The organism is Ornithinimicrobium panacihumi, assembly GCF_052073805.1.
GTDB lineage: Bacteria > Actinomycetota > Actinomycetes > Actinomycetales > Dermatophilaceae > Ornithinicoccus > Ornithinicoccus panacihumi.
In genome coordinates this window covers 37,846-60,031 of sequence record NZ_JBQGWG010000018.1, presented here as the reverse complement: position 1 = coordinate 60,031, position 22,186 = coordinate 37,846, and the positions used below count along the sequence as shown (strand labels likewise).

20 protein-coding genes are annotated in these 22,186 nt (G+C 69.8%); 5 read left to right on the top strand and 15 right to left on the bottom strand.

Annotated features, from left to right (window positions below):
- Positions 1–62: 62 nt before the first annotated feature.
- Both ACTMMA_RS14330 and amaB read left to right on the top strand, forming a co-directional pair.
- On the top strand, positions 63–815 hold the full coding sequence (locus ACTMMA_RS14330) for an amino acid ABC transporter ATP-binding protein (protein WP_441190826.1): 753 nt from the start codon (positions 63–65) through the stop codon (positions 813–815).
- A gap of 103 nt (positions 816–918) precedes the next feature.
- A complete protein-coding gene (gene amaB, locus ACTMMA_RS14325; protein ID WP_441190818.1) occupies positions 919–2,448 on the top strand; it encodes an L-piperidine-6-carboxylate dehydrogenase in 1,530 nt (509 codons plus the stop codon).
- Between the two features lie 38 nt (positions 2,449–2,486).
- On the opposite strand, the gene ACTMMA_RS14320 is transcribed toward amaB, so the two are convergent.
- Positions 2,487–2,672 carry a hypothetical protein gene (locus ACTMMA_RS14320; RefSeq protein WP_441190817.1) on the bottom strand — a complete coding sequence of 62 codons (186 nt, stop codon included), beginning with the start codon at positions 2,670–2,672 and terminating at the stop codon, positions 2,487–2,489.
- Between the two features lie 232 nt (positions 2,673–2,904).
- On the opposite strand from ACTMMA_RS14320, the gene ACTMMA_RS14315 reads away from it, so the two are divergent.
- Positions 2,905–3,210 carry a hypothetical protein gene (locus tag ACTMMA_RS14315; RefSeq protein ID WP_441190816.1) on the top strand — a complete coding sequence of 102 codons (306 nt, stop codon included), beginning with the start codon at positions 2,905–2,907 and terminating at the stop codon, positions 3,208–3,210.
- A gap of 411 nt (positions 3,211–3,621) precedes the next feature.
- Here the strand turns inward: ACTMMA_RS14315 and ACTMMA_RS14310 are convergent, their stop codons facing one another.
- Complete coding sequence (locus ACTMMA_RS14310) at positions 3,622–5,055, bottom strand: DHA2 family efflux MFS transporter permease subunit (RefSeq protein ID WP_441190825.1); 1,434 nt, start codon at positions 5,053–5,055, stop codon at positions 3,622–3,624.
- A gap of 131 nt (positions 5,056–5,186) precedes the next feature.
- Between ACTMMA_RS14310 and ACTMMA_RS14305 the strand changes: the two genes are divergently transcribed.
- Positions 5,187–6,407, top strand: a complete 1,221-nt coding sequence (locus tag ACTMMA_RS14305) for a metal-dependent hydrolase family protein (protein WP_441190815.1) — start codon at positions 5,187–5,189, stop codon at positions 6,405–6,407.
- 11 nt (positions 6,408–6,418) lie between these two features.
- Here ACTMMA_RS14305 and ACTMMA_RS14300 read toward each other — a convergent pair whose 3' ends face one another.
- From ACTMMA_RS14300 to ACTMMA_RS14240, 13 genes are all read right to left on the bottom strand, one after another.
- Positions 6,419–7,609, bottom strand: a complete 1,191-nt coding sequence (locus ACTMMA_RS14300; RefSeq protein WP_441190814.1) for an O-succinylhomoserine sulfhydrylase — start codon at positions 7,607–7,609, stop codon at positions 6,419–6,421.
- A 256-nt stretch (positions 7,610–7,865) separates the two neighbouring features.
- Positions 7,866–9,056, bottom strand: a complete 1,191-nt coding sequence (locus tag ACTMMA_RS14295) for a hypothetical protein (protein WP_441190813.1) — start codon at positions 9,054–9,056, stop codon at positions 7,866–7,868.
- A gap of 147 nt (positions 9,057–9,203) precedes the next feature.
- Positions 9,204–10,361 carry an acyl-CoA dehydrogenase family protein gene (locus ACTMMA_RS14290; protein WP_441190812.1) on the bottom strand — a complete coding sequence of 386 codons (1,158 nt, stop codon included), beginning with the start codon at positions 10,359–10,361 and terminating at the stop codon, positions 9,204–9,206.
- A gap of 30 nt (positions 10,362–10,391) precedes the next feature.
- On the bottom strand, positions 10,392–11,195 hold the full coding sequence (locus tag ACTMMA_RS14285; RefSeq protein ID WP_441190811.1) for an enoyl-CoA hydratase-related protein: 804 nt from the start codon (positions 11,193–11,195) through the stop codon (positions 10,392–10,394).
- Positions 11,188–12,036, bottom strand: a complete 849-nt coding sequence (locus ACTMMA_RS14280; RefSeq protein WP_441190810.1) for an HTD2 family dehydratase — start codon at positions 12,034–12,036, stop codon at positions 11,188–11,190. The genes ACTMMA_RS14285 and ACTMMA_RS14280 overlap by 8 nt, the downstream gene beginning before the upstream one ends.
- Complete coding sequence (locus tag ACTMMA_RS14275) at positions 12,033–12,938, bottom strand: HpcH/HpaI aldolase/citrate lyase family protein (RefSeq protein WP_441190809.1); 906 nt, start codon at positions 12,936–12,938, stop codon at positions 12,033–12,035. The genes ACTMMA_RS14280 and ACTMMA_RS14275 overlap by 4 nt, the downstream gene beginning before the upstream one ends.
- Positions 12,935–14,116, bottom strand: a complete 1,182-nt coding sequence (locus ACTMMA_RS14270) for an acyl-CoA dehydrogenase family protein (protein WP_441190808.1) — start codon at positions 14,114–14,116, stop codon at positions 12,935–12,937. The genes ACTMMA_RS14275 and ACTMMA_RS14270 overlap by 4 nt, the downstream gene beginning before the upstream one ends.
- A 42-nt stretch (positions 14,117–14,158) precedes the next feature.
- Entirely contained in the window at positions 14,159–15,430 is a 1,272-nt protein-coding gene (locus tag ACTMMA_RS14265) for an MmgE/PrpD family protein (RefSeq protein WP_441190807.1), read from the bottom strand.
- Positions 15,427–16,587 carry a CaiB/BaiF CoA transferase family protein gene (locus tag ACTMMA_RS14260; RefSeq protein WP_441190806.1) on the bottom strand — a complete coding sequence of 387 codons (1,161 nt, stop codon included), beginning with the start codon at positions 16,585–16,587 and terminating at the stop codon, positions 15,427–15,429. The genes ACTMMA_RS14265 and ACTMMA_RS14260 overlap by 4 nt, the downstream gene beginning before the upstream one ends.
- 123 nt (positions 16,588–16,710) lie before the next feature.
- The gene (locus ACTMMA_RS14255) at positions 16,711–17,994 is read right to left on the bottom strand and encodes a TRAP transporter large permease (RefSeq protein ID WP_441190805.1); all 1,284 of its coding nucleotides are present in this window, start codon (positions 17,992–17,994) and stop codon (positions 16,711–16,713) included.
- Positions 17,991–18,692 carry a TRAP transporter small permease gene (locus ACTMMA_RS14250; RefSeq protein WP_441190804.1) on the bottom strand — a complete coding sequence of 234 codons (702 nt, stop codon included), beginning with the start codon at positions 18,690–18,692 and terminating at the stop codon, positions 17,991–17,993. The genes ACTMMA_RS14255 and ACTMMA_RS14250 overlap by 4 nt, the downstream gene beginning before the upstream one ends.
- A gap of 74 nt (positions 18,693–18,766) precedes the next feature.
- The gene (locus ACTMMA_RS14245; RefSeq protein ID WP_441190803.1) at positions 18,767–19,822 is read right to left on the bottom strand and encodes a DctP family TRAP transporter solute-binding subunit; all 1,056 of its coding nucleotides are present in this window, start codon (positions 19,820–19,822) and stop codon (positions 18,767–18,769) included.
- Positions 19,819–20,628 carry a GntR family transcriptional regulator gene (locus ACTMMA_RS14240; protein WP_441190802.1) on the bottom strand — a complete coding sequence of 270 codons (810 nt, stop codon included), beginning with the start codon at positions 20,626–20,628 and terminating at the stop codon, positions 19,819–19,821. The genes ACTMMA_RS14245 and ACTMMA_RS14240 overlap by 4 nt, the downstream gene beginning before the upstream one ends.
- 134 nt (positions 20,629–20,762) lie before the next feature.
- Here ACTMMA_RS14240 and ACTMMA_RS14235 point away from each other — a divergent pair, with 134 nt between their 5' ends.
- Entirely contained in the window at positions 20,763–22,040 is a 1,278-nt protein-coding gene (locus tag ACTMMA_RS14235; RefSeq protein ID WP_441190801.1) for an MFS transporter, read from the top strand.
- Positions 22,041–22,186: the final 146 nt, after the last annotated feature.

Genomic DNA, 22,186 nt, shown 5'->3' with positions numbered 1-22,186 from the left:
AGGCCACCCGTCCCACCGGGGACGCCCGTCCCACCGAGACGCCCCGCGGCGACCGCGCGCTCATGGTCGAGGCCCACGGCGTGCGCAAGCGCTTCGGCCACGTCGAGGTGCTCAAGGGCATCGACCTGGAGGTCCGCAACGGCGAGGTCTGCTGCCTGGTCGGTCCCTCAGGCTCGGGCAAGTCGACCTTCCTGCGCTGCATCAACCACCTGGAGCGGCTCGACGGCGGCACCCTGCGGGTCGACGGCGGCCTGGTCGGCTTCCGCGAGCGCGACGGCAAGCTCTACGAGATGCGCGAGAAGGAGATCGCCGCCCAGCGCTCCGACATCGGCATGGTCTTCCAACGCTTCAACCTCTTCCCGCACATGACCGCGCTGCAGAACGTCATGGAGGCCCCGGTCCAGGTCAAGGGCGTGCGCCCCTCGGCCATCCGGGACCGCGCGATGGAGCTGCTCGACCGGGTCGGGCTGGCCGACAAGCACGCCTCCTACCCGGCGATGCTCTCCGGCGGGCAGCAGCAGCGGGTCGCGATCGCGCGGGCGCTGGCGATGGACCCCAAGCTCATGCTCTTCGACGAGCCGACCTCCGCGCTCGACCCCGAGCTGGTCGGTGAGGTGCTCGACGTCATGCGGGGCCTGGCCGACGGCGGCATGACGATGGTCGTGGTGACCCATGAGATGGGCTTCGCCCGCGAGGTCGGGGACACCCTCGTCTTCATGGACGACGGCGCCGTGGTCGAGAGCGGCGACCCCCGCCAGGTGCTCACCGATCCCCAGCACGAGCGGACGAGGGCCTTCCTCTCCAAGGTCCTGTGACCTCTGCCTGAGCGGACCGGGCGGGGCCTGCGGCCCCTTTCTCCTGCCGGGGTATGCGGTGTGACAGGCTCGTCCCGTCGCGTCCCCTTCTTCAGGAGTCACCATGGCCACCCTTCCTGCCGCCGAGGACCTCAAGGTGCGCGCGGACCAGGCCGCGCGCGCGTGCGGAGTCGACCTCACCGCATACCGAGGAGAGAAGGAAGGGCGCTCGCCGATCAACGGTGCGGTCGTCTCGACGCTGGCCTGGAGCGAGCCGGACGCGGTGGGGGAGACCGTGCGGCGGGCGCGGGCGGCCTTCGCGACCTGGCGGTCGGTGCCGGCGCCGGTGCGTGGCGCGCTGGTCAAGCGGTTCGGTGAGCTGCTGACCGAGCACAAGGCCGACCTGGCGACGCTGGTGAGCATCGAGGCGGGCAAGGTCACCTCCGAGGCGCTGGGCGAGGTGCAGGAGATGATCGACATCTGCGACTTCGCCGTGGGGCTGTCGCGGCAGCTGTACGGCCGGACGATGGCCTCCGAACGGCCCGGCCACCGGCTGATGGAGACCTGGCACCCGCTGGGCGTGGTCGGGGTGGTGTCGGCCTTCAACTTCCCGGTGGCGGTGTGGTCGTGGAACACCGCGATCGCGCTGGTGTGCGGCGACCCGGTGGTGTGGAAGCCGTCGGAGAAGACGCCGCTGTGCGCGCTGGCCGCCGATGCGCTGCTGCAGCGCGCGATCGCCGAGCAGGGGCTGTCGGCCGACCTGAGCCAGGTCGTGCTCGGCGGGCCGGAGGTGGGGGAGGCCCTGGTCGCCGACCGTGGCGTGGCGCTGCTCAGCGCGACCGGCTCGACCCGGATGGGGCGGGCGGTGGGGCCGGTGGTGGCGGACCGTTTCGGGCGCAGCCTGCTCGAGCTCGGCGGCAACAACGCCGCGGTGATCGCGCCCAGCGCCGACCTGGCCCTGGCCACGCGCGGGATCGTCTTCTCCGCGGCCGGCACGGCGGGGCAGCGGTGCACCACGATGCGGCGCGTCATCGCCCACTCCTCGATCGTCGACGAGGTGACCGAGCGGGTGGCCGCGGCATATCGCAACCTGCCCGTCGGGGACCCGATGTCCGAGGGGACGCTGGTCGGGCCGCTGCTGGACGAGCGCTCCTACGAGGCCTTCGTCGCGGCGATCGAGGCGGCGAAGGCTGCCGGTGGCGAGGTCGTCGCCGGGGGAGAGCGGGAGCTGGCCGACGAGGCGGAGGGCGCCTACTACGTGCGGCCGGTCGTGATCCGGATGCCGGAGCAGTCGGAGGTCATGCACACCGAGACGTTCGCGCCGATCCTCTACGTGCTGCCCTACGAGAGCTTCGCGGAGGCGATCGAGCTCAACAACGCGGTGCCCCAGGGCCTGTCCTCCAGCGTGTTCACCCAGGACCAGGCCGAGGCGGAGCTGTTCTGCTCGGCCGAGGGCTCGGACTGCGGCATCGTCAACGTCAACATCGGCACCTCGGGCGCCGAGATCGGCGGTGCGTTCGGCGGGGAGAAGGAGACCGGTGGCGGTCGCGAGTCGGGCTCGGACGCCTGGCGCGCCTACATGCGCCGCGCGACCAACACGATCAACTACTCCGGCGAGCTGCCCCTGGCCCAGGGCGTCACCTTCGACATCTGACGCCCCTTTTCACCCGACCGGGCGTGGCGTGTGGTTGATCAGCTCGGATGGCCCTCCGCCACCTCGTCAGCCGTCGCCGAGGACCGACGCTCCTCGGCGATGATGGCCTGCTCACGGCGATTTCGCTGGGCACGCAGGATGCTGCCGAGGCCGATCAGCGCGAGCGCACCTCCGAAGATCCACGCGAACGGCGACGGGTCCGACCCACGGTCGATCTCGCTCATGTCATTGCTCCTCGTGCTGCGGGGATGTCACTGCGAGCCTAGGCGATCGGGCTCGGCCCCGGCAGGTCGCCCGCCCAGCAACCACAGCACTCGCCCGGTGCGTTCGAGGGCAACCACACGCCACGCCCGGTGACGATCAAATTCCTTTTTATGGAAAAGTAATCCCGCATAGTGGTAATCAACGCGAACTTGCCCTAGAGTAAGGCACGCGGCGGCCACCGCGGTGGCGGAGATGACTTCCGCAGGCCGGCGCGGGGCGCCCGTGCTGCCCTCGATGCGTCAGCTGCGTGCCGTGTCCGCGGCCGTCGCCGTGCGGGTCGCCCAGGCCGCCGAGGCCGAGGGCATGGCGACCAGGAAGCTGGAGAACCCGATCCAGGAGATCCACGACCTGATGTGGCGTCCGGACTACCCCAAGATCGAGGTCGTCGACAAGATCGATGTCCCCTCCTCGCGCACCGCCGAGGGCGAGCCTTCGCCTGGCCAGACCGAGTCCGGGTCGACCAAGAGGCGTGCCGCCGCGAAGTCCGAGAGCAAGTAGGCGAGCAGCCGCACCCCCTCCCCGCCAGATCCTGGGCCCCATCGCACGTCCCGTCCGACGTCTGGTGGGGCTCAGGCCTTCGGCGGCACGGTATGCGGCTCCACCGCCACGGTCCGTGGTTCCGGTCGCCTCAGTCTGTGCACCGCCGCGGCCTCGTCTGTGGGTGCCTCCCTCGAGATCCGTCAGCCGGAAAGTGATCCTTCGTCCGGTTCTTTCCGGACGAAGGATCACTGAGGGGCTGACGGTCCGGCCGGGCAGTTTCCCGCCCTGGCCCGTGTCCCCGGTCAGCCACTCGTGGCGCCCGGTCGGGCTGGGACAACCACTGGCCGCTCCCGGTGGGGGCGGGGGCAACCACTGGCCGCTCCCGGTGGGGGCGGGGGCAACCATCCGCCGCTCCCGGTGGGGGCGGGGTCAGGTGCGGGTGAGGTGGCGCGGACGCTCGAAGAGGAGGGCGGCGGCGAAGCCGAGGAGGATGACCGCGGCGGGCAGGAGCATGGCGTCGGACAACGCGGCGGAGAAGGCCTCGGCGATGGCGGGCGGCATCGTCCGGGCGGAGCCGGCCGCGGCCTGCGCCGACTCGGCCGTCATTCCGGCCGGCGCACCCGAGCTGCCCAGCCGGGCCGCGATCCTGGACTCCATGAGCACCGCGATCGCCGCGCTGCCCAGCACGGCCCCCATCTGACGCGTCGCGTTGTAGACGCCCGCACCCGCACCCGCCCGGTGCAGCGGCAGGTTGCGGGTGGCCGTCGTCGACAGCGGGCCCCAGATGAACGGGTTGGCCGCCCCCATCAGCGTCATGGCCAGCAGCATCGCCCACAGCGGCGAGTCCGGGGTCATCAGCCGCGACATGATCACCACCGATGCAGCCAGGCCCAGAGTGCCGGCGCCGACCAGGACCCGCGGGTGCACCCGGTCGGTCAGCTTGCCGGCGAACGGCGCCAGCACGAACGACATCACGCCCGAGGGCGCCATCACCAGGGCCGCCTGGGTCGGGGTCATGTCCCGCACCGACTGCGCCCAGATCATGAACGGGAAGATCAGCGAGGTGATCGAGAAGCCCACGGTCACGATCGCGGCGTTGGCCAGCGAGAAGTTGCGGTCGCCGAAGAGCGAGAGCGGCACCAGCGGCTCTCCCTTGTTGACGGCCTGCCACCCGACGAACAGCCCCAGCACCAGCACACCCACCCCGATGAGCAGCGGCACCGAGATGAACCCGGTGAGCGTGCCCCACTCGTAGGTCTGCCCCTCCTGGATGCCGAACACCGCGCAGAACAGACCGATCGCGCTGAGCACGACCCCGAGGATGTCGAAGCGGTGCCGGTGGGTCTCCAGCGTCGGCACGAGCCGGGCCGCCAGGACCAGCCCCACGATCCCGACCGGGATGTTGACGAAGAAGATCCACTCCCAGCCCAGGGCGTCGATGAGCAGGCCGCCCAGCAGGGGACCGATCAGCGTGGCCACGCCGGCCGTCGCACCCCACAGCGCCATCGCCGACCCGCGCCGCTCGGCCGGGAAGGTCCGGGTGATGACGGCCATCGTCTGCGGGGTCATCATCGAGGCTCCGAGCCCCTGCGCCACGCGGCCGGCGATCAGCCCGGAGATCCCCATCCCGAGCTCGCCGGAGAGCCCGCACCACAGCGAGGCGAGGGTGAAGATCGTCAGGCCGGTCAGATACAGCCGCTTGGGCCCGAGCCGATCGCCCAGCCTCCCGGTGATCAGCAGCGGCACCGCATAGGCCAGCAGGTAGGCCGAGGTGACCCACATGACCTCGTTGACGCTGGCGTCGAAGTCGCGCATCAGGGCCGGGATCGCGACAGAGACGATGGTCGAGTCGACCAGGATCATGAAGAAGCCGATGACCAGCGCCCACAGCGCTGGCCAGGACCCTTCGGGGATGGGCGGCAGGTCGGTCCCCGCCTCACGTGACCTCACGCCCGCGACCCTAGCCCTCGGCGCTGAGGACTAGGTTGGTGGGCATGGCGAGCACACTCTTCACGGGCGGCACGGTCCTCGACTGCACCGGGGCGCAGCCCGCCTCCGCAGATGTGTATGTGGCGGACGGTCGGGTCGCGCAGATCGGCCCCGGGCTCGGCGTCGAGGCCGATACCGTCGTGGACTGCTCCGGCGCGACGGTGCTGCCCGGGCTCTTCGACTGCCACGTGCACTTCATGATCGAGGCGCCCGACATGATGAAGACGCTCCAGACGCCGTTCTCGCTGCCTTTCTTCCTCGCGGCCCAGCGGATGCGGACGACGCTGGAGACCGGCATCACCTGGGTGCGGGACGCGGGCGGGGCCGACCTTGGCGTCGCCGAGGCGGTGCGGCGGGGCATCACCCCCGGTCCCCGCATGCAGATCGCGGTCAACATGCTGAGCCAGACCGGTGGTCACGGTGACGACTGGCACGTGTGCGGCGCCGTCCTCGGCCTGATGATCGGGCACCCGGGTGCTCCCAGCGGCGTCGTCGACGGCCCGGAGGAGATGCGCAAGAAGGTCCGTGAGCTGGTCCGCGCCGGCGCCGACGTGATCAAGGTGGCCACGAGCGGGGGAGTGCTCTCGGCGCGCAGCAACCCGCTGCACGGGCACTTCGACGACGAGGAGCTCAAGGCCCTGGTCACCACCGCCAAGGCGGCCGGGCTGCACGTCATGGCGCACGCCCAGGCCACGGCCGGCATCAAGGCCGCGATCCGCAACGGCGTCCGCTCCATCGAGCACGGGATCTACCTCGACGACGAGGCCATCGACATGATGCTCTCGGAAGGGACCTACCTGGTGCCCACGCTGTCGGCGCCACGGGCGGTCCTGGAGCAGGCCGAGGCCGGCGCGGTCATCTCCGACCGGGTGATCGAGAAGGCCCGCATGGTCTCCGAGGTCCACGACGACAGCTTCCGACGGGCCGTCGAGGCCGGGGTCCGGGTGGCGATGGGCACCGACTCCGGGGTGGGGCTGCACGGCACCAACCTGGAGGAGGTGCGGCTCATGGCCGAGCTCGGGATGAGCCCGCTGAAGGCCTGGGAGGCCACCAGCCGTCAGGCCGCGCGCCTGCTCGGTGTCGACCCCGACCACGGCACGCTCGAGGAGGGCAAGGTCGGCGACGTCGTCGTGCTCGACGGCGCCCACGACGACCTCACCGACCTGCGCGAGCGCGTCCGCTCGGTGCACCTGGCCGGCGAGCAGGTTTTCGCCCGCCCCGCCTGACCGCCCTCCCGTCAGCCGAAGGCCGCGGCCAGCCCCCGCTCGAGATCCTCGCGGAGGTCCTCGACGTCCTCCAGCCCCACCGAGAGCCGGATCGTCCCGTCGCTGATGCCGCACGCCAGCCGCGCCTCCTCCGGCAGCCGCCGGTGCGTGGTGGTCGCCGGGTGGGTGGTCAGCGACTTGGAGTCGCCCAGGTTGTTGGAGATGTCGACCACGCGCAGGGCGTTCATGAACCGGAAGGCAGCATCCTTGTCACCGTCCAGGGTGAAGGTCAGGATCGTCCCGCCCCCGCTCATCTGACGCCGCGCCAGCTCGTGCTGGGGGTGCGAGGGGAGCCAGGGGTGGAAGACCCGGGTGATGCGGGGGTCGGTCTCCAGCTGCTGGGCCAGGGTCAGTGTCGTGTCGGCCATCCGCTCGACCCGCAGGCTCAGCGTCTCAAGGCCCTTGAGGGTCACCCAGGCGTTGAAGGGTGACATCGACGGTCCCGTGTGCCGCAGCAGCGTCCGGATCGGCCCCTCCACGTGCTCGGCGGCGCCCACGATCGCCCCACCCATGACCCGCCCCTGCCCGTCCATGTGCTTGGTCGTGGAGTAGACGACGATGTCGGCCCCCAGGTCCAGCGGCCGCGAGAAGACCGGCGTCCCGAAGACGTTGTCCACCACCACGACCGCCCCCGCCGCGTGCGCCAGCTCGCTGACCGCCGCGATGTCGACCAGCTCCTGGGTGGGATTGCTCGGCGTCTCGAAGAAGACCGCGGTGGCCGGGGTCGAGAGCGCCTCCGCCCAGGCGTCCAGGTCGGTGCCGTCCACGAAGGTGCTGTCCACACCCCAACGACGCAGCACCTCGTCGACGATGACGAAGCAGGAGCCGAAGAGTGCCCGCGCAGCCACGATCCGACCACCCTGTCCGCACAGCCCGCCCAGGGCCGTGAAGACCGCGGACATCCCGGAGGCGGTGGACTGACAGGCCTCTGCGCCGTGCATGAGCCGGATGCGCTCCTCGAGCATGGCCACGGTCGGGTTGCCGTAGCGGCTGTAGACGAAGCGGTCGATCTCCTCGGCGAAGGCGGACTCCGCCTCCTCGGCGCTGCCGTAGACGTAGCCGGAGGTCGAATAGAGCGCCTCGGACGTCTCGTCGAAGGAGCTGCGCATCAGCCCGCCGCGGACGGCGAGGGTGTCTGGGCGCAGGTCGACGTGAGTGCTCATGAGGTGGAACTCTAAGCGCACCACCCGAGATTTTCCGAATGATCATCTGTAGTGTCGACGTGCTGTGCAGCATAGTCGAAGAATCCGTGACCTAAGTCTATTCCTTGGTGGATCATGCGGTGCAAGACCCTCGTTGTCGAACCGTACCCCCCTGGCGTGCCCGGCCAGGGAACGAAGAAGGGGCGGGTCCAGATAGACCCGCCCCTCCTCATACCTGATCCTCAGCGGGGTGCCGAGGGTGAGGTGAGATGCGTGCTCAGGCGTCCGGCTCCAGGAAGACCGGCAGCTGCGCCTCGAAGCGCTCGTAGAGCTCGTCCAGGCTCAGGACGTGGCCCTGCTTCTGCGCAGCGATGGCCAGGTCGGCGCCCCAGGCGGCAGCGGCGAGACGCTGATTGGGGGTGCCGTGGTGGCCGGGGCTCTCGAAGCTGCAGTCGCCGACGTTGTAGAAGGACTCCTGGACCTGCAGGATGACGTCCTTGCGCAGGTTCAGGCCCTTGCGGTGCGCAGCGAAGTAGGACGCGTAGGCGTCGGCCATCAGCTCGGTGCGGCGGGTGGCCTCGTTCTCGGGCAGGTCGGAGTCGAAGAGGCCCTCCTCGAACTGCACGTGGTGGGCGAACTCGTGCGCCAGGATCGCCTGGGCGCCCGTGCTGCCCAGACCCATCCACTCGGTGGCCTTGATGATGCCGTCGCCCATGACGATCTTGTCCGGGATGGTGGAGATCAGCGGGTCCGTGGAGCCGTCGGCGCTGAACGCGAAGGCGTTGAGGCTCAGGATCGGGTGGTTGCCGCCATCCATGGCCGGGTCGTCCAGCACGACCTCGGCGATCAGCTCGGCGAGATCGTCAGCACTTGCCTCGTCATAGCCGAAGACCGTCTCGAGGGTGCGCGACGAACGGTCGATGTCGACGATGGTCTCGCCGTACATGCCGATCAGCTGGATGTCGCTGGAATCGATGTCCCAGAACTTCTGCGCCTTGCTGAAGGCCTTGTTCAGCCCCTTGGCGTCGCCCGGGAGGGCGTAGTCGGGGTCGCCCTCGGTGCCGTAGACCAGGGCGTCGTAGGTCGGGATGTCCAGCCCGCCGGTGAGGCTCAGGATGAGGATCGTGAGGAAGTCGACGTCCTCCAGGATCTCGTCGACGTAGGCGTCCAGCGGCGTCGCCCCGCACTCGTAGTCGTCCGGGTTGATCGCGCGGTTGAGGGCGTCACGCAGAGCTGCCTCACCGGGCCGGTCCAGAGCCGGGTCCGCCAGGCGCTCACGCCACTGCGGGTCGATCGCGTCCAGCTGCTCGAACACGGCCTCGGCGCGAGGGTCGTCGGTGGTGAGGTTGAACAGGTCGTAGGTGTAGTCGTCCTGCGACTCCTCAGACTCCGACGCGACTGCTGGTGACGCGAGGCTCATCCCCGCCACCATCCCCAGACCGCACACCGCTGACACGAACTTCTTCATCACATTCCTTTTGATCGTCCGGGGACTGCCCTCCGCAGCCCCCTGGTCCGACCAATCCTGCGTCAGGCTCCTCCCGGCAGCCAGGGGTGGCGCGCAGACTTTAAGCAAACGTTATGTCACGGTCGAGCGCCCCGTCCCGAGGGTGCCTCAGTAGGACTTGGGCAGCCCCAGGACCTTGGTCGCGACGAAGGACCGGATCATGTTGCTGCTCACCGGCGCGATGCCGTAGACGCGGGTCTCGCGGAACTTCCGCTCCACGTCGTAGGTGTCCACGAAGCCGAAGCCGCCGTAGGTGTCCAGGCACATGTTGGCAGCCTGCCAGCTTGCCTCGGCCGCGAGCCACTTGGCCATGTTGGCCTCCGCGCCGCACGCCTCTCCCGCGTCGAAGAGGGCGCAGGCCTCCCACCGGACACCGTCGGCAGCGCGCATCCGCATGTAGGCGTCCGCGATCGGGAACTGGATCCCCTGGTTGACCGCGATCGGGCGGTCGAAGACGACGCGCTCCTTCGAGTAGCTGACAGCGCGCTCCACGAACCACCGGGAGTCACCGATGGCCTCGGCCGCCAGCAGGATTCGCTCGGCGTTCCAGCCGTCGATGACGTGCCGGAAGCCCTTGCCGACCTCGCCCAGGACGGCGCTGCCCGGCACGCGGAGGCCGTGGTACTTCACCTGGTTGGTGGCGTAGTTGAACATGGTGCGCACCGGGATGACCTCGAGCTGCTCGGGGTGGGAGGCCCGGACCTCACGCAGGTCGACGAGGAAGAGCGTCATGCCCTCGGTGGGCCGCTCGCCGCGCGGTGAGGTGCGGGCCAGCACCAGAGCCAGATCGGACTCGCCGATCCGGCTCGTCCAGGTCTTGTGGCCCGTGATGACGTAGTCGTCGCCGTCCCGCTCGGCGACCGTCTCGATCCGGGAGGTGTCCGAGCCGGACGACTCGGTGATGGAGAAGGCCTGCAGCCGCAGGTCGCCGGAGGCGATGGCGGGCAGGTAGCGCTCCTTCTGCTCCTGGGTCCCGTGTCGCAGGACCGCGCCCATCGTGTACATCTGCGCGTGGCAGGCGGCGCTGTGACCGCCGCTGGCGTTGATCTCCTCCATGACGGCGGAGGCGGCTCCGATGCCCCAGCCCAGCCCGCCGTGGACTTCGGGGATCATCGCGGCGAGCAGCCCGGAGGCGCCCATCGCGTCGACGAACTCCTGGGGGTAGCGACGCTCGAGGTCTGCAGCGCGCCAGTAGTCGTCGTCGAACTGCGAGGTCACCTCGCGGGTGCGGGTGCGGGCCTCCTGGACGGTGGGGGAGGTGCTCATCGGCAGGTTCCTTCGTCGGTATGCGGTAGGTCAGGTGGAGGGGACCCAGTCGGGGGAGCGCTTCTCGGCGAAGGCGGTCAGACCTTCGCGTGCCTGCGGGGACTGGCGTCCGTCGCTGTGCTCGCGCACCAGCTCTGCGAAGTCCTCGTCGCCCACGCCGGACCACGACAGGCCTCGGGCCAGTCGTTTGGTGGTGGCGACCGCCGCGGGGCCGGACGCGAGGATGGCCCCGACGATCTGCTCGCCGCGGGTCTCCAGCTCCTCGCGGGGCACGACCTCGTGGACCAGGCCGATCCGCTGCGCCTCCGTCGCGTCGAAGCGCTCGCCGGTGAGGGCGTAGCGCCGCACCTGGCGTGGTCCAATGGCGTCGGCCAGCTGGGGCAGGATGATCGAGGCGTGCAGCCCCCAGCGCACCTCGGCGATGGAGAAGACGGAGTCCTCCCCGCAGACGACGACGTCGGCGGCCGCCAGCACCCCCGTGCCGCCACCGAAGCAGGCGCCCTGGACGAGCGCGACCACGGGGACGTCGAGCTGGGTCAGCCGGCGCACGGCGCTGCCGGTGAGCTCGGAGGCCGCGAGGTTGTCCTCCGGCGTCCCCGTCCGCACGGACCCCAACCACCCGAGGTCGGCCCCGGCCTGGAAGTGACGGCCGTTGGCGCGGATGACGACGCACCGGACCGGTGCCTCCGTCTCCTGGGAGGCGAGCGCCGCGTCCACGGCGGCGTGCAGCCCGCGCAGCATCGCCTCGTCGTAGGCGTTGTTGACCTCGGGCCGGTTGAGCGTGACCGTGGCCACGCCGCGGCCGTCGGCCTCCAGGAGGACCTCGTCAGCCACCGTGGCTCGCCTCTCGGGCCGCCGCGGCCTCGGGCGCCTCGGTGAGGGTGCTGACCGCGCAGATCGCGCCGGCCTCGGAGCGGGACTCGGCGCCGTGATCCAGACCCTCCTGGCCGGGCACGATGGTCAGGGTCTGGGGCTTGGTCATGGGCGAGACGAAGCGGTAGCCGTAGGTCTTGCCGACCAGGTCGACGCCCTCGCGGCGCAGGTGGTCGCCCATGAGCAGCGCCTGCAGCGGGCCGTGGATGACCAGCCCGTCGTAGCCCTCGTGCGCGGCCCAGCCCAGGTCGTAGTGGATCCGGTGCCCGTTGTAGGTGAGCGCGCTGAAGCGGAACAGCATCGGCTCGTCGACGTGCAGGCTCAGCGTCGGACCGGCCGGCGGCGCGGGTGGCTCCGGGGCCGGCGGCAGGGCACCGGTGCCCGGCGCGCGGTAGACGATGTCCTGCTCCTCGCGGATCGCGAGCTCGCCGTCCTGGCTGATCTCCAGCAGCACGGTGACGAAGGTCAGCGGGCCGGTGCGGCCCTCCTTCTCGACGGTCCGGGCGATCGAGGTCACCCGGGTGGCCTCGCGGCCGATGACGAGGGGGCGGTATGTGGTCACGCGCCCGCCAGCGAACATGCGCCTGCGTCCTGGGCCGGGTGGGGCGGGGATGCCGCTGGCCGGGTGGCCGTCGTCGCCGAGCTCGCTCTGGCGGCGGCGGTCCAGCAGGTACATCCAGTGCCACAGCGGCGGGACCGGGTCGCCGATCCCGAACGGGACGTCGATGTCGAGCATGGCGGCCAGCGCCTCGACGGGCTCGGCGGCGATGATCTCGGTCCGGTTCGTGGTTGCTGTGCTCATCGGGACTGCCTCCTGAGGATCTCTTCTGCGCGGGCGACGACGGGGGCGTCGACCATGGCGCCGTCGACGCGGACGGCTCCGCCGCCGGAGGTGCGGGCGGCGGACACGACCTTGTGCGCCCACGCCAGCTCTGCCTCGGACGGGCGGTAGGCGGCCAGGGTGGGGCCCACCTGCTTCGGGTGGATCAGCAGCTTGCCGCCCATGCCCAGCTCATCGGCGTGGGCCAGGTCGTCGGCCAGCTCGGTGGGGTCGTCCAGCGCCGTGGTCACACCGTCCACAGGCCCGGGGAGCCCGGCCGCGCGAGAGGCCATGACGAGGGTGGACCTCCCGTGGGTCATCGCCACGCGCGTGCTCTCGGAGCCGAGGTCGGCCGCGTAGTCGAGGTGGCCGAAGGCCAGCCGTGCCACACCTTCGGCACGCGCCAGCTCGACCGCGTTGACCATGCCGGCGGCGGACTCGACGAGGGCGATGACCGGCGCGCCGACCCGTGAGGCGATGGCGCTGACCGTGCCGGGGTCGGCGGCCTTGGGCACGACGACGCCGACCAGACCGGCGTGCTCGCCGGTCCCCGCTCCGGTGCCGGCACCGGGGCGCAGGCCCTCGAGGGCCTCCAGATCGGCGGCGTGCTCGGGGGAGTCGACCGCGTTGATCCGGACGGCGGCCCGGTGGCCGTCGGCGAGCCAGCCCACGACCGCCTCCCGGGCCGTGCCCTTGTGGTCGGGGCCGACGGCGTCCTCCAGGTCGAGGATCACCACGTCGGCACCGGCCGCGGCCGCCTTGGCGAAGCGGTCCGGACGGTCACCGGGCACGAAGAGGAACGAGCGCGCCGACCGGAGCTGCTCCATACCTGCCGCGTCGGCTCCGCCCGAGGTGACGTGCGAGGGGTCGGTGGGTGGCGTCATACCGGGTTCACGTTCCCGCGCTTGACCAGCTGACGTGCGATGACGTTCATCTGGATCTCGTTGGTGCCCTCGCCGACGATCATCAGCGGCGCGTCACGGAAGTAGCGCTCGACGTCGAACTCGGTCGAGTAGCCGTAGCCGCCGTGGATCCGGATGGCGTCCAGGGCGATCTCCATGCCGACCTCGGAGGAGAAGAGCTTGGCCATCCCCGCCTCCATGTCGGCGCGCTGACCGGCGTCGAAGGCGCGCGCGGCGTGCAGGGTGAGCTGGCGGGCGGCGGTCAGCTTGGTCGCCATCTGGGCCAGGTAGTTGCCGATCGACTGGTGCTTCCAGATCGGCACGCCGAAGGACTCGCGCTCCTGGGCGTAGCGCAGGGAGTCCTCCAGCGCCGCGCGGCCCACACCGAGAGCACGGCTGGCGACCTGCAGACGACCGACCTCCAGGCCCTTCATCATCTGCGCGAAGCCCTTGCCCTCCTCCTGCCCGAGCAGCGCCGAGCGCGGGACGCGCATCCCGTCGAAGGCGATCTCGCAGGACTCCACGCCCTTGTAGCCCAGCTTGGGCAGGTCGCGCGACAGGTGGAAGCCGTCCAGACCGTCCTCGCCGTCCTTCTCCACGAGCAGGATCGAGACACCCTTGTGCCGAGGCTCGGCCTGCGGGTCGGTCTTGACCATCAGCGCGATCAGCTCGGCCTTGCGGGCGTTGGTGATCCACGTCTTGGAGCCGTTGACGACATAGTCGTCGCCGTCCTGACGGGCGGTGGTGCGCATCGCCTGCAGGTCGGAGCCGCCGCCGGGCTCGGTCAGCGCCATCGTGGCGCGCAGCTCGCCGGTGGCCATCCGCGGCAGGTAGCGGTCCTTCTGTTCCTGGGTGCCGAAGGACAGGATCAGCTTGGCCACGACCGTGTGACCACCCATCGCCCCGGCCAGGCTCATCCAGCCACGCGCGAGCTCCTCGGTGACGAGGCAGTAGGCCGGCAGGCTGACCTGCGCCTCGCCCCACGGCTCGGGGATCGCCAGCCCGAAAATCCCCATCTGCTTCATCATCTCGATGAGGTCCTCGGGGTAGGTGTTGGCGTGCTCGAGCTCGCTGGCGACGGGCTTGACCTGCTCGTCGACGAACTCGCGGACCAGGCGGACGATCTCAACCTCGTCCTCGGAGAGCATCTCGGTGGTCATGGCGTTCCTCTCGGTTCTTCTTCGGTATGTGGCGTGCTCGGGTCAGCGCGACTCGGCGCCGAGGTGGGTGGTCAGCAGCTCTGCTCCGCGGGCCCAGGTGAGGTCGTCGGGGGTGAGGTCCTGGATGCCGCCCAGGTCCAGGCAGTCGCGGACCTTGGCGTCCATCTCCTGGGGCGTGGGCGGCTTGCCCGGCGAGCCAGGAGGGAGGTCGAGCGAACCGGCGCGGGTGCTGCCGTCGGCGAGGTCCACCTCGACCTCGACCGCGCCGTCGAGCAGCCCGTCGCCCGTGCCGTCGGTCAGCGTGATCGCGGTGAGGTCGACCAGCCGCTCGGCCTCCGGGCGCTGGACGGCCTCGTCGTCGAAGGCCCAGAAGCCGGAGTGGTCGTCCAGGAGGGCGGTGGCGGCGGCGTACTCGAGGCTGAACTTGCCCTCGAGCCCTGTCCTGGGGTTGTGGTGGACCAGCGGGGTCACGGTGCCGAGCGGGGTGGTGAGCCGGATGGCGCGGACCTCGTCGGCGGACACGGTCCGGCCCACGGTCTCCCGGAGCGCGCCGATGGGGCGCTGCAGGGCGTAGCAGGCCGGGTAGACCTTGATGGCCAGACCGCCGGGGACGGTCGCGGCGTCGCTGGATGGGTCGGTGACGAGGGGGTGGGCGGGGTCGCCCCCGAGCAGGCGCAACCACTCCTCGACCACGCCGGGGTCCGCGGTCGCGCCTGCGGCGGCCAGGCGGGCGGCGCGCACACCCGCGGCCGCCGCCATCCCGACCTGGAGGCTCTTGGCGTCGGTGCCGAAGGCTCGCTGTACACCCCCGGCAGCGGGGATGCTCAGCGCGATCGCGGTCGCGAGCTGCTCGGCGTCCAGACCGAGCGCGACGCCGGCCGTGACCGCGGCAGCAGGTGCCCCGGAGGTGGTGGTGGCGTGCCACCCGGCGGTGTAGTGCCCCCAGCCCAGGGCCATGCCGAGGCGGGCCATGACGCCGGCGCCGGCGAGGTAGGCGTGCCGCGCCCGGTCGGGGTCGGTGTGACCGGTGGTGGCCAGAGCGACCGGCACGCAGACCGTGGAGATGTGGGTCGTCGAGGGCAGGTGCAGGTCGTCAAAGTCGATGACGTGGGCGAGCAGTGCCCACCGGGCGGCGTCAGCCTCGGGTCCCTGTGGCTCGGGGGAGAGGGCGTCGGCGATGGGCCGGATCGGGTGGGTCGCGGCGGCCAGCGCGACGGCCATGGTGTCCAGCAGGCTCCGGTCGGCCAGGGCCAGGTCGTCCTGCGAGGGGGCCAGGTCGGCGGCCCACCGGGCCAGGGTGAGGGCGATCGTCATACCTCTGCTCCAGGGGTGGGGGTGAGGCCGAGCTCGGCCAGGATGGCGTCGGTGTGCTGTCCGACGGTGGGGATGGGTCCCATGACGGGGGTGCCGCCGACAGGGGTAGCCGGTGGCAAGAGGGCCCGTAGGGTCCCGACGGGGGAGTCGTAGTCGACCCAGCGCTCCCGGGCCTTGAGCTGGGGGTGGTCCGCGAAGGCGTGCATGTCGCGCAGGAGGGCGTTGGCGATGCCGACCTCCTCCAGGCGGTCGGCGGCCTGCTCGGCGGTGAGGTCGGCGAAGGCGGCTTCGATCTCGGTGGTGAGCTCGGACTCGTTGACGACGCGGAGGGAGTTGCGCTCGAAGCGTGGGTCGGTGGCCAGGTGTGGCAGGTCGAGGACCTGCTCGCAGAACTTCGCCCATTCGCGCTCGTTCTGGATCCCGAGGAAGACCTGCTTGCCGTCCCCGCACGTGAAAGGGCCGTAGGGCCCGATGGCAGCGTGCCGGGCACCGGAGCGCGGCGGGGGAGTGCCGCCATACATCGCGTAGTTGAGCGGGAAGCCCATCCACTCCCCGAGGGCCTCGAGCATGGAGATCTCCAGGGTCGCGCCCTCGCCGGTGCGGCCGCGCTGGATGAGGGCGGTGAGGATGCCGGTGTAGGCGTACATCCCGGCGGCGATGTCGGCCGCGGAGATGCCCACCTTGGAGGGCTCCTCGGGAGTCCCCGTAATCGACACGAGGCCGGCCTCGCACTGCACGAGCAGGTCGTAGGCCTTCTTGGTCGTGTAGGGACCGCCGGGGCCGTAGCCGGAGATCGACACATGGATCAGGCCCGGGTTGGCAGCACGCAGCTCCTCGGCGCCCAGGCCCAGCCGCTCGGCGGCACCCGGTGCGAAGTTCTGGACGAAGACGTCGACGCGGGCGGCGAGCTCCTTGATCGCGGCTTGGCCCTGCTCGCTCTTGAGGTCCAGGGCGATCGACTCCTTCGAACGGTTCAGCCAGACGAAGTGGCTGGCCATGCCCTTCACCGTCTCGTCGTAGCCTCGGGCGAAGTCACCCGGGCCCGGCCGCTCGACCTTGATGACACGGGCACCGAGATCGGCCAGCTGGCGGGTGGCGAAGGGCGCGGCGACCGCCTGCTCAAGGGAGACGACGGTGATGTCGTCCAGTGGGTTCATCGGTGGCTCCTCTGGCAAAGTGAAGCTATTTTTTCGAAAGGGCCGTACATTTGTCAAGAAAGGGACGGGGTATGACGTGGGTCGGACCGTTCGGCCCCCGCGGCCCACGTCATACCCCGGTCGCTATGGCACGAGCACCAAGGCGATGTAGGGGATATAGGTGACCAGCATCAGCGCGGTGATGAGGACTGCCGCGCTCGGCAGCGCGGCCTTGGCCACCTGGAGCACGCTCATCCCTGACAATCCGGAGGCCACGAAGAGGTTGAGGCCGAGCGGTGGTGTGATCATCCCGATCTCCAGGTTCATCACCATGATGATGCCCAGGTGGACAGGGTCGACCCCCATCTGCAGCGCGACCGGGAGGAGGATCGGCGCCAGGATGAGCAGGGCGCTGCTCGTCTCCATGAAGCAGCCCACGATCAGCAGCAGGATGTTGACGATGAGCAGGAACTGCCACGGCTCGAGGTTCATCGCGGCGATACCTTCGGTGACCTGAAGCGGGATCCGCTCGGCCGCCAGGACGAAGGTGAACAGGATGCCGTTGGCGATGATGAACATGATCATCGCCGAGGTCTTGGCCGACGCCAGAAGCACGCTGCCGAGGTCCTTCACCTTCAGCTCGCGGTAGAAGACCATCGAGACGAGCAGGGCGTAGGCCACCGAGGCCGCCGCCGCTTCGGTCGGGGTGAAGAAGCCGCCGTAGATGCCACCAAGCACGATGACGGGCAGCATGAGCGACAGCAGCGCGTCACGCAGGGCGCGGCGCCGGTAGCCCTTGGGCAGCTCCCCGTCCGTGCCGGAGCTCCCGTAGTTCTTGCGCCGCGAGACGAGGATGGCCATCCCGAGCAGCATCAGACCGGCCATGATCCCGGGGAGGATCCCGGCCACGAAGAGGTCGCCGATGCTGGTCTCGGTGGCGATGCCGTAGACGATCAGGGGGATCGACGGCGGGATGAGGATGCCCAGCGAGCCCGATGTGGCGATGAGTCCGGTCGAGAACTCCTTGGGATATCCCGCACGGATCATCGCGGGGATCAACAGGGTCCCGACGGCGACCACGGTGGCCGGAGAGGACCCCGACACGGCCGCGAAGAACATGCAGGCCAGGACGGCCGTCATCGCCATGCCGCCCCGGTACTGGCCGACGAGGGCGTTGCCGAACTCCGTGAGCCGTCTGCTGATCCCGCCCCTGGTCATGATGTTCGCTGCCAGGACGAAGAACGGGATCGCCATCAGGGGGAAGCTGTTCAGGGCGTTGAAAAGCCGTTCGACGACCTGGGTGAGTGGGATCGTGGTGAAGTAGAACAGGTAGATGAAGGACGTCAGGCCCAGGGCCATCGCGATCGGCGTCGAGCTGAAGAGCAGCAGGAAAAGGATCACGGCGAGGGCGATCACCTCGGTGCTCACCGCTGCTCCTCCTCGTCATCGCCACGCAGACCGGTCCGACCGTCCGGCCCGTCGTACTTGTGCGGATCGACCGCCTCGTGGCGGTGGAACTCCTCGTCGTGGATGAGGACCTCGCGGAGGCTCTCGCCCTCACCGCCGGCGATGGCGGCGTGGGAGGCCTTGATCTCGTCGAGGGTCAGGCCCGTCGCTTCCGCCTCGGCGGCCAGGACCGCCTCCGGGTCGTCGTCCGCGCTGCCGTACTTCCAGGTGCGCCAGAGCATCTCGATGGCGCGCAAGAACATCAGGGTCATGCCGATCGGGACTGCGGACTCGACGACCCACAGCGGGAGCTTGAGCACCGGGGTCACGGTGGTGGAGGAGAACGGCTCGAAGAGCAGCATCCAGCCCAGGTAGGACATGATCCCCAGGTAGATGAGGGTCACGACGCCGGCCAGGAGCGCGAGCCACTTCTTGCCGCGCTCCTTGAAGAAGACTCCGAGGATGTCGACGCTGACGTGCTCGTTGTGGCGCAGCGTGATCACGGCGCCGATGAAGGTCGAGAAGATGATGAGGTAGATCACCGCCTCCTCGGTCCAGAACCAGGCCTGGCCGAACTGCCGGATGATGATGTTGATGATCGAGATCAGGGCCGCGAGGCCGAGCGCGGTGGCCGCGAGGACGTTCTCGACGGTCGAGAGCGCGCGGTCGAACTGCTTCACGATGGATCCCCCTTCGCAAGGGTGGCGCCGGGCGGCGGTGGGTCCGCCGCCCGGCGGGTGGACTAGGGGGAGGGTCAGCCCTGGTTGGCCAGGAGCTCGTCGATGATCTCGTCACCGATCACGGAGCGGTACTGCTCGTAGATCGAGGGGACGACCAGGTCCTTGAAGCCCTGGCGCTGCTCGTCGGTCCAGACGTTGATCTCGGTGCTGCCCTCGGCCTCGATCGCCTTCTTGGACTCGTCGTTGACCGCCGTGGCGTTGTCGCGGTTGTAGACCGAGGCGTCCTCGGCGGTCTTGTCGAGGATCTCCTGCAGGTCCGCGGGGAGGCTGTCGTAGAAGTCCTTGTTGACCACGAGGATGTAGCCGATGTAGCCGTGGTTGGACTCGGCGATGTTGCTCTGGACCGTGTGCATCTTCTGGGACTCGATGTTGGAGTAGGTGTTCTCGCCACCATCGATGACGCCCTGCTGCAGCGCGGAGTAGACCTCGGCGAAGGCGATCGCCTCCGCGTGACCACCCCAGGCCTCGATCTGGCTCTTGAGCACGTCGGAGGGCTGGATGCGGTACTTCTTGCCCTTCATGTCCGAGGGCTTCTCGGTGAGGTTGTTGGAGTGGATCTGCTTCATGCCCGAGTCCCAGAGGCCGAGGACCTTCATCTTCTTGGCCTCGAGGTCCTTGTTGGCGTAGATGGCCTTGCCGACCTCGGTCTCCGGCGCCGCGACCGAGGGGATGTCGTCGGGGCTGTCGAAGAGGAAGGGCAGGTCCAAGACCTGCAGCGCGGGGGCGACGGTGGTGAACTTCGCCGAGGCGGGGGCGAGCATCTGGACGGAGTTCTGCTGGATGGCCTGCATCTCGTCCTTGTCGCCGTAGAGCGAGGAGTTCGAGTAGACCTCCACGTCGATCCGGCCCTCGGATCGCTTCTCGAGCTCCTCCTCGAACCACAGGGCGGCCTTGCCCTTGGGCGTGGCATCCGTGGTGACGTGGGAGAACTTGAGGGTGAACTTCTGCTCGGCGTCGCCGGAGGCGCCACCGCCGTCTCCGCCGCTACGGGCGCCGCCGCAGCCGGCTAGCGTGATGGCCGCGACGGCGGTGACTGCCGCCAGGGTGCGCAACGAGGAGCGCTTGGTCATGAGGGTGTTCCTTTCCTAGGGGTGTGTAACGCCGCCGTCTGTGACGGGACTGGGACCGGGCGGCGTCCAAGGTGGAGCCGGTGGGTGTAGTGCTCGGGCAGGAAGTCGGAGACTGCCCATTCGACGGGACGTCCGCTGACGGAGACATAGAGACGTTCGACGTGCAGCAGCGGGTGACCGACCTCGCACCCGAGACGGAGCCGGTCCTGCTCGGTGGCCGCCTTGGCCGTCATCGACTGCTCGGCTCCGCTGATCTGAACCCCTCTGGCCGCCAGTGCACCGATCACCGTGGTGGTGCTCGTGGAACCGGCGTGCAGGAAGTCCTCCTCGTCCTCGACGAGGCCTCCCGCGTCGGGCGGGAGGTAGACGGTGGTGTGGCAGAAGACCTGCCCCTGGTGCCTACGGATGAACTCCAAGCCGTACATGAGCCGGCCCTCCAGCCGGAGTTCGGCGGAGGCCTGCTCGTCGTAGGTGCCGCTCAGGGGCCGGGTGATCTCGAGCTCGGTGTCGTCCGAGAGTGCCAGCAGGTCGTCGACGGTCTCGAAAGGCCGGTGGTAGCGCAGGTGGTTGGGCGTGATGAACGTGCCACGGCCGGGCACCCGGTAGACGAGACCTTCGTTGACCAGCTCGAGGTAGGCGCGGCGGACGGTCTGGCGGCTGACGCCGAACTCCTCACCGAGCTCCCCGTCGGTGGGCAGTGTTTCTCCCTCTGCCCACCGCTGCGCCTTGATGTCGTCCCGCAGAGAGGTGGCCAGGCGCCGGTAGCCGGGCTCATCGACGCGACGAACGCGGTCAGGTGAAACCATGACCTCTCCCTTCCTTGGCGATCCGGTTTCCGCAGCATGGCAAATGGCCCTACATTTGGTCAATAGGCCGATAGATCACGATCTGGTCACAGGTTGCTTGGCACAACGCCACGATGAGAGAGAGGCAGGACGTCATGCCCGTTACGCGCCGCCCCCGCCTCATCGGTCCCTCAGGCCGGCTGATGCTGGCGGCCAGCTCGCTGACCACGCTCGGGGCGATCCCGCCGTTCCTGCTCGGCTCGCAGGCGGTGTTGATGAAGCGCGATCTCGACTTCGGCGCTGCGGGTCTCGGCATCGCGGTGTCCACCTTCTTCGCGGTCGCCGCAACCTGCACGATCCTGGCTTCCACCCTCCTCGACCGGTTGGCCGGACGACCGGGGAGGGCCCTGTCGGGGGGCGTGGTGGCAGCCGGGGGTCTGGGCCTGGCGCTCCTGGTCAACGACTGGCCGAGCCTGGTCGTGGCAATGGCGGTCCTCGGCGTCGGCAACGCCCTGTGCCAGGGCACGTCCAACAAGACCGTGGCCACCGTCCTGCCACCGCACCGGCGTGGCCTGGGCTTCGGCATGAAGCAGAGTGCGGTCCCGGCAGCGATCATGCTGGGCGGTCTGGCAGTACCGACCACCACCGAGCACCTCGGGTGGCGCAGCACCTTCGTCATCACCGGCGTAGTAGGTCTCCTCGTCCTGCTCACGGCACTGCTGCGCACCGGGGGGACCGTCCTGGGCAGCGGGACGACGGATCGCGCCGAGCCGGACAGGGCTCCTGACCGGGCCCCGTGGGGGCCGCTGCTCCTGTGCGGGGCAGCCATCACCTTCGCCAGCATGGCGGCGAACTTCATCGGGGCGTACCTGGCCAGCTGGGCACACCACGTCGGCCTGACGATCGGTCAGGCCGGCCTGCTCATGGCCGCCGGGTCCAGCATGTCGATCCTGGTCCGCATCGCCAGCGGGTTCCAGGCAGACCGTCGCTACGGCGGCAACCTGTCGGTGGTCGCCACGATGATCGCGATCGGCGCGGCATGCCTCGCGGCCATCGGGACCTTCCCCGCTCCCTGGGCTGCCGTCGTCTTCGGCGTGCTCGCCTTCGCGGGCGGCTGGTCATGGCCCGGTCTGATGCTCTATGCGGTGGCGCGGGTCGGGCGTGAAGCCCCGACACAGGCCTCCTCCGTCGTCCAGGCCGGCGCCTTCACGGGTGGTGCACTGGGCCCGGCAGTGCTCGGACTGGTCGTGTCCGAGGTCAGCTTCCAGTCGGCCTGGTTCGTCGCATCCGCCCTCTTCGTCGTGGCCTTCACGCTGACACTCGTGGCCCGAGCGGGCTTCCGTCGTGACCTGGTGCGCCGACCACCACGCCAGCGATTCGGCTACGGCGGTGGACAGTTGTCTCCGAAGTATGTGGCCGGTGGAGAGAACTGATCAGGGCCACCGCCACAAGGCCGCGAGTCCTCGGGCGTTCCTCGTCACGACCGTCGGTCCCGCAGCGTCACAGACAGGCCTGGTGGATGCCCGCATTCCTGGCCCGCACGAATCGGATGCTGTTCTCGCGATAGGCTGTGTCCTAC

Excerpts from the sequence above, each read along its gene's own strand:
- ACTMMA_RS14235 (WP_441190801.1), top strand. The coding sequence starts at position 20,763 with ATGCCCGTTACGCGCCGCCCCCGCCTCATCGGTCCCTCAGGCCGGCTG.
- ACTMMA_RS14305 (WP_441190815.1), top strand. The coding sequence starts at position 5,187 with ATGGCGAGCACACTCTTCACGGGCGGCACGGTCCTCGACTGCACCGGG.
- ACTMMA_RS14245 (WP_441190803.1), bottom strand. The coding sequence starts at position 19,822 with ATGACCAAGCGCTCCTCGTTGCGCACCCTGGCGGCAGTCACCGCCGTC.
- ACTMMA_RS14315 (WP_441190816.1), top strand. The coding sequence starts at position 2,905 with ATGACTTCCGCAGGCCGGCGCGGGGCGCCCGTGCTGCCCTCGATGCGT.
- ACTMMA_RS14270 (WP_441190808.1), bottom strand. The coding sequence starts at position 14,116 with ATGACCACCGAGATGCTCTCCGAGGACGAGGTTGAGATCGTCCGCCTG.
- ACTMMA_RS14260 (WP_441190806.1), bottom strand. The coding sequence starts at position 16,587 with ATGAACCCACTGGACGACATCACCGTCGTCTCCCTTGAGCAGGCGGTC.
- ACTMMA_RS14330 (WP_441190826.1), top strand. The coding sequence starts at position 63 with ATGGTCGAGGCCCACGGCGTGCGCAAGCGCTTCGGCCACGTCGAGGTG.
- ACTMMA_RS14275 (WP_441190809.1), bottom strand. The coding sequence starts at position 12,938 with ATGACGCCACCCACCGACCCCTCGCACGTCACCTCGGGCGGAGCCGAC.
- ACTMMA_RS14290 (WP_441190812.1), bottom strand. The coding sequence starts at position 10,361 with ATGAGCACCTCCCCCACCGTCCAGGAGGCCCGCACCCGCACCCGCGAG.
- ACTMMA_RS14280 (WP_441190810.1), bottom strand. The coding sequence starts at position 12,036 with ATGAGCACAGCAACCACGAACCGGACCGAGATCATCGCCGCCGAGCCC.
- ACTMMA_RS14320 (WP_441190817.1), bottom strand. The coding sequence starts at position 2,672 with ATGAGCGAGATCGACCGTGGGTCGGACCCGTCGCCGTTCGCGTGGATC.
- amaB (WP_441190818.1), top strand. The coding sequence starts at position 919 with ATGGCCACCCTTCCTGCCGCCGAGGACCTCAAGGTGCGCGCGGACCAG.
- ACTMMA_RS14240 (WP_441190802.1), bottom strand. The coding sequence starts at position 20,628 with ATGGTTTCACCTGACCGCGTTCGTCGCGTCGATGAGCCCGGCTACCGG.
- ACTMMA_RS14295 (WP_441190813.1), bottom strand. The coding sequence starts at position 9,056 with ATGAAGAAGTTCGTGTCAGCGGTGTGCGGTCTGGGGATGGTGGCGGGG.
- ACTMMA_RS14300 (WP_441190814.1), bottom strand. The coding sequence starts at position 7,609 with ATGAGCACTCACGTCGACCTGCGCCCAGACACCCTCGCCGTCCGCGGC.
- ACTMMA_RS14310 (WP_441190825.1), bottom strand. The coding sequence starts at position 5,055 with ATGATCCTGGTCGACTCGACCATCGTCTCTGTCGCGATCCCGGCCCTG.
- ACTMMA_RS14265 (WP_441190807.1), bottom strand. The coding sequence starts at position 15,430 with ATGACGATCGCCCTCACCCTGGCCCGGTGGGCCGCCGACCTGGCCCCC.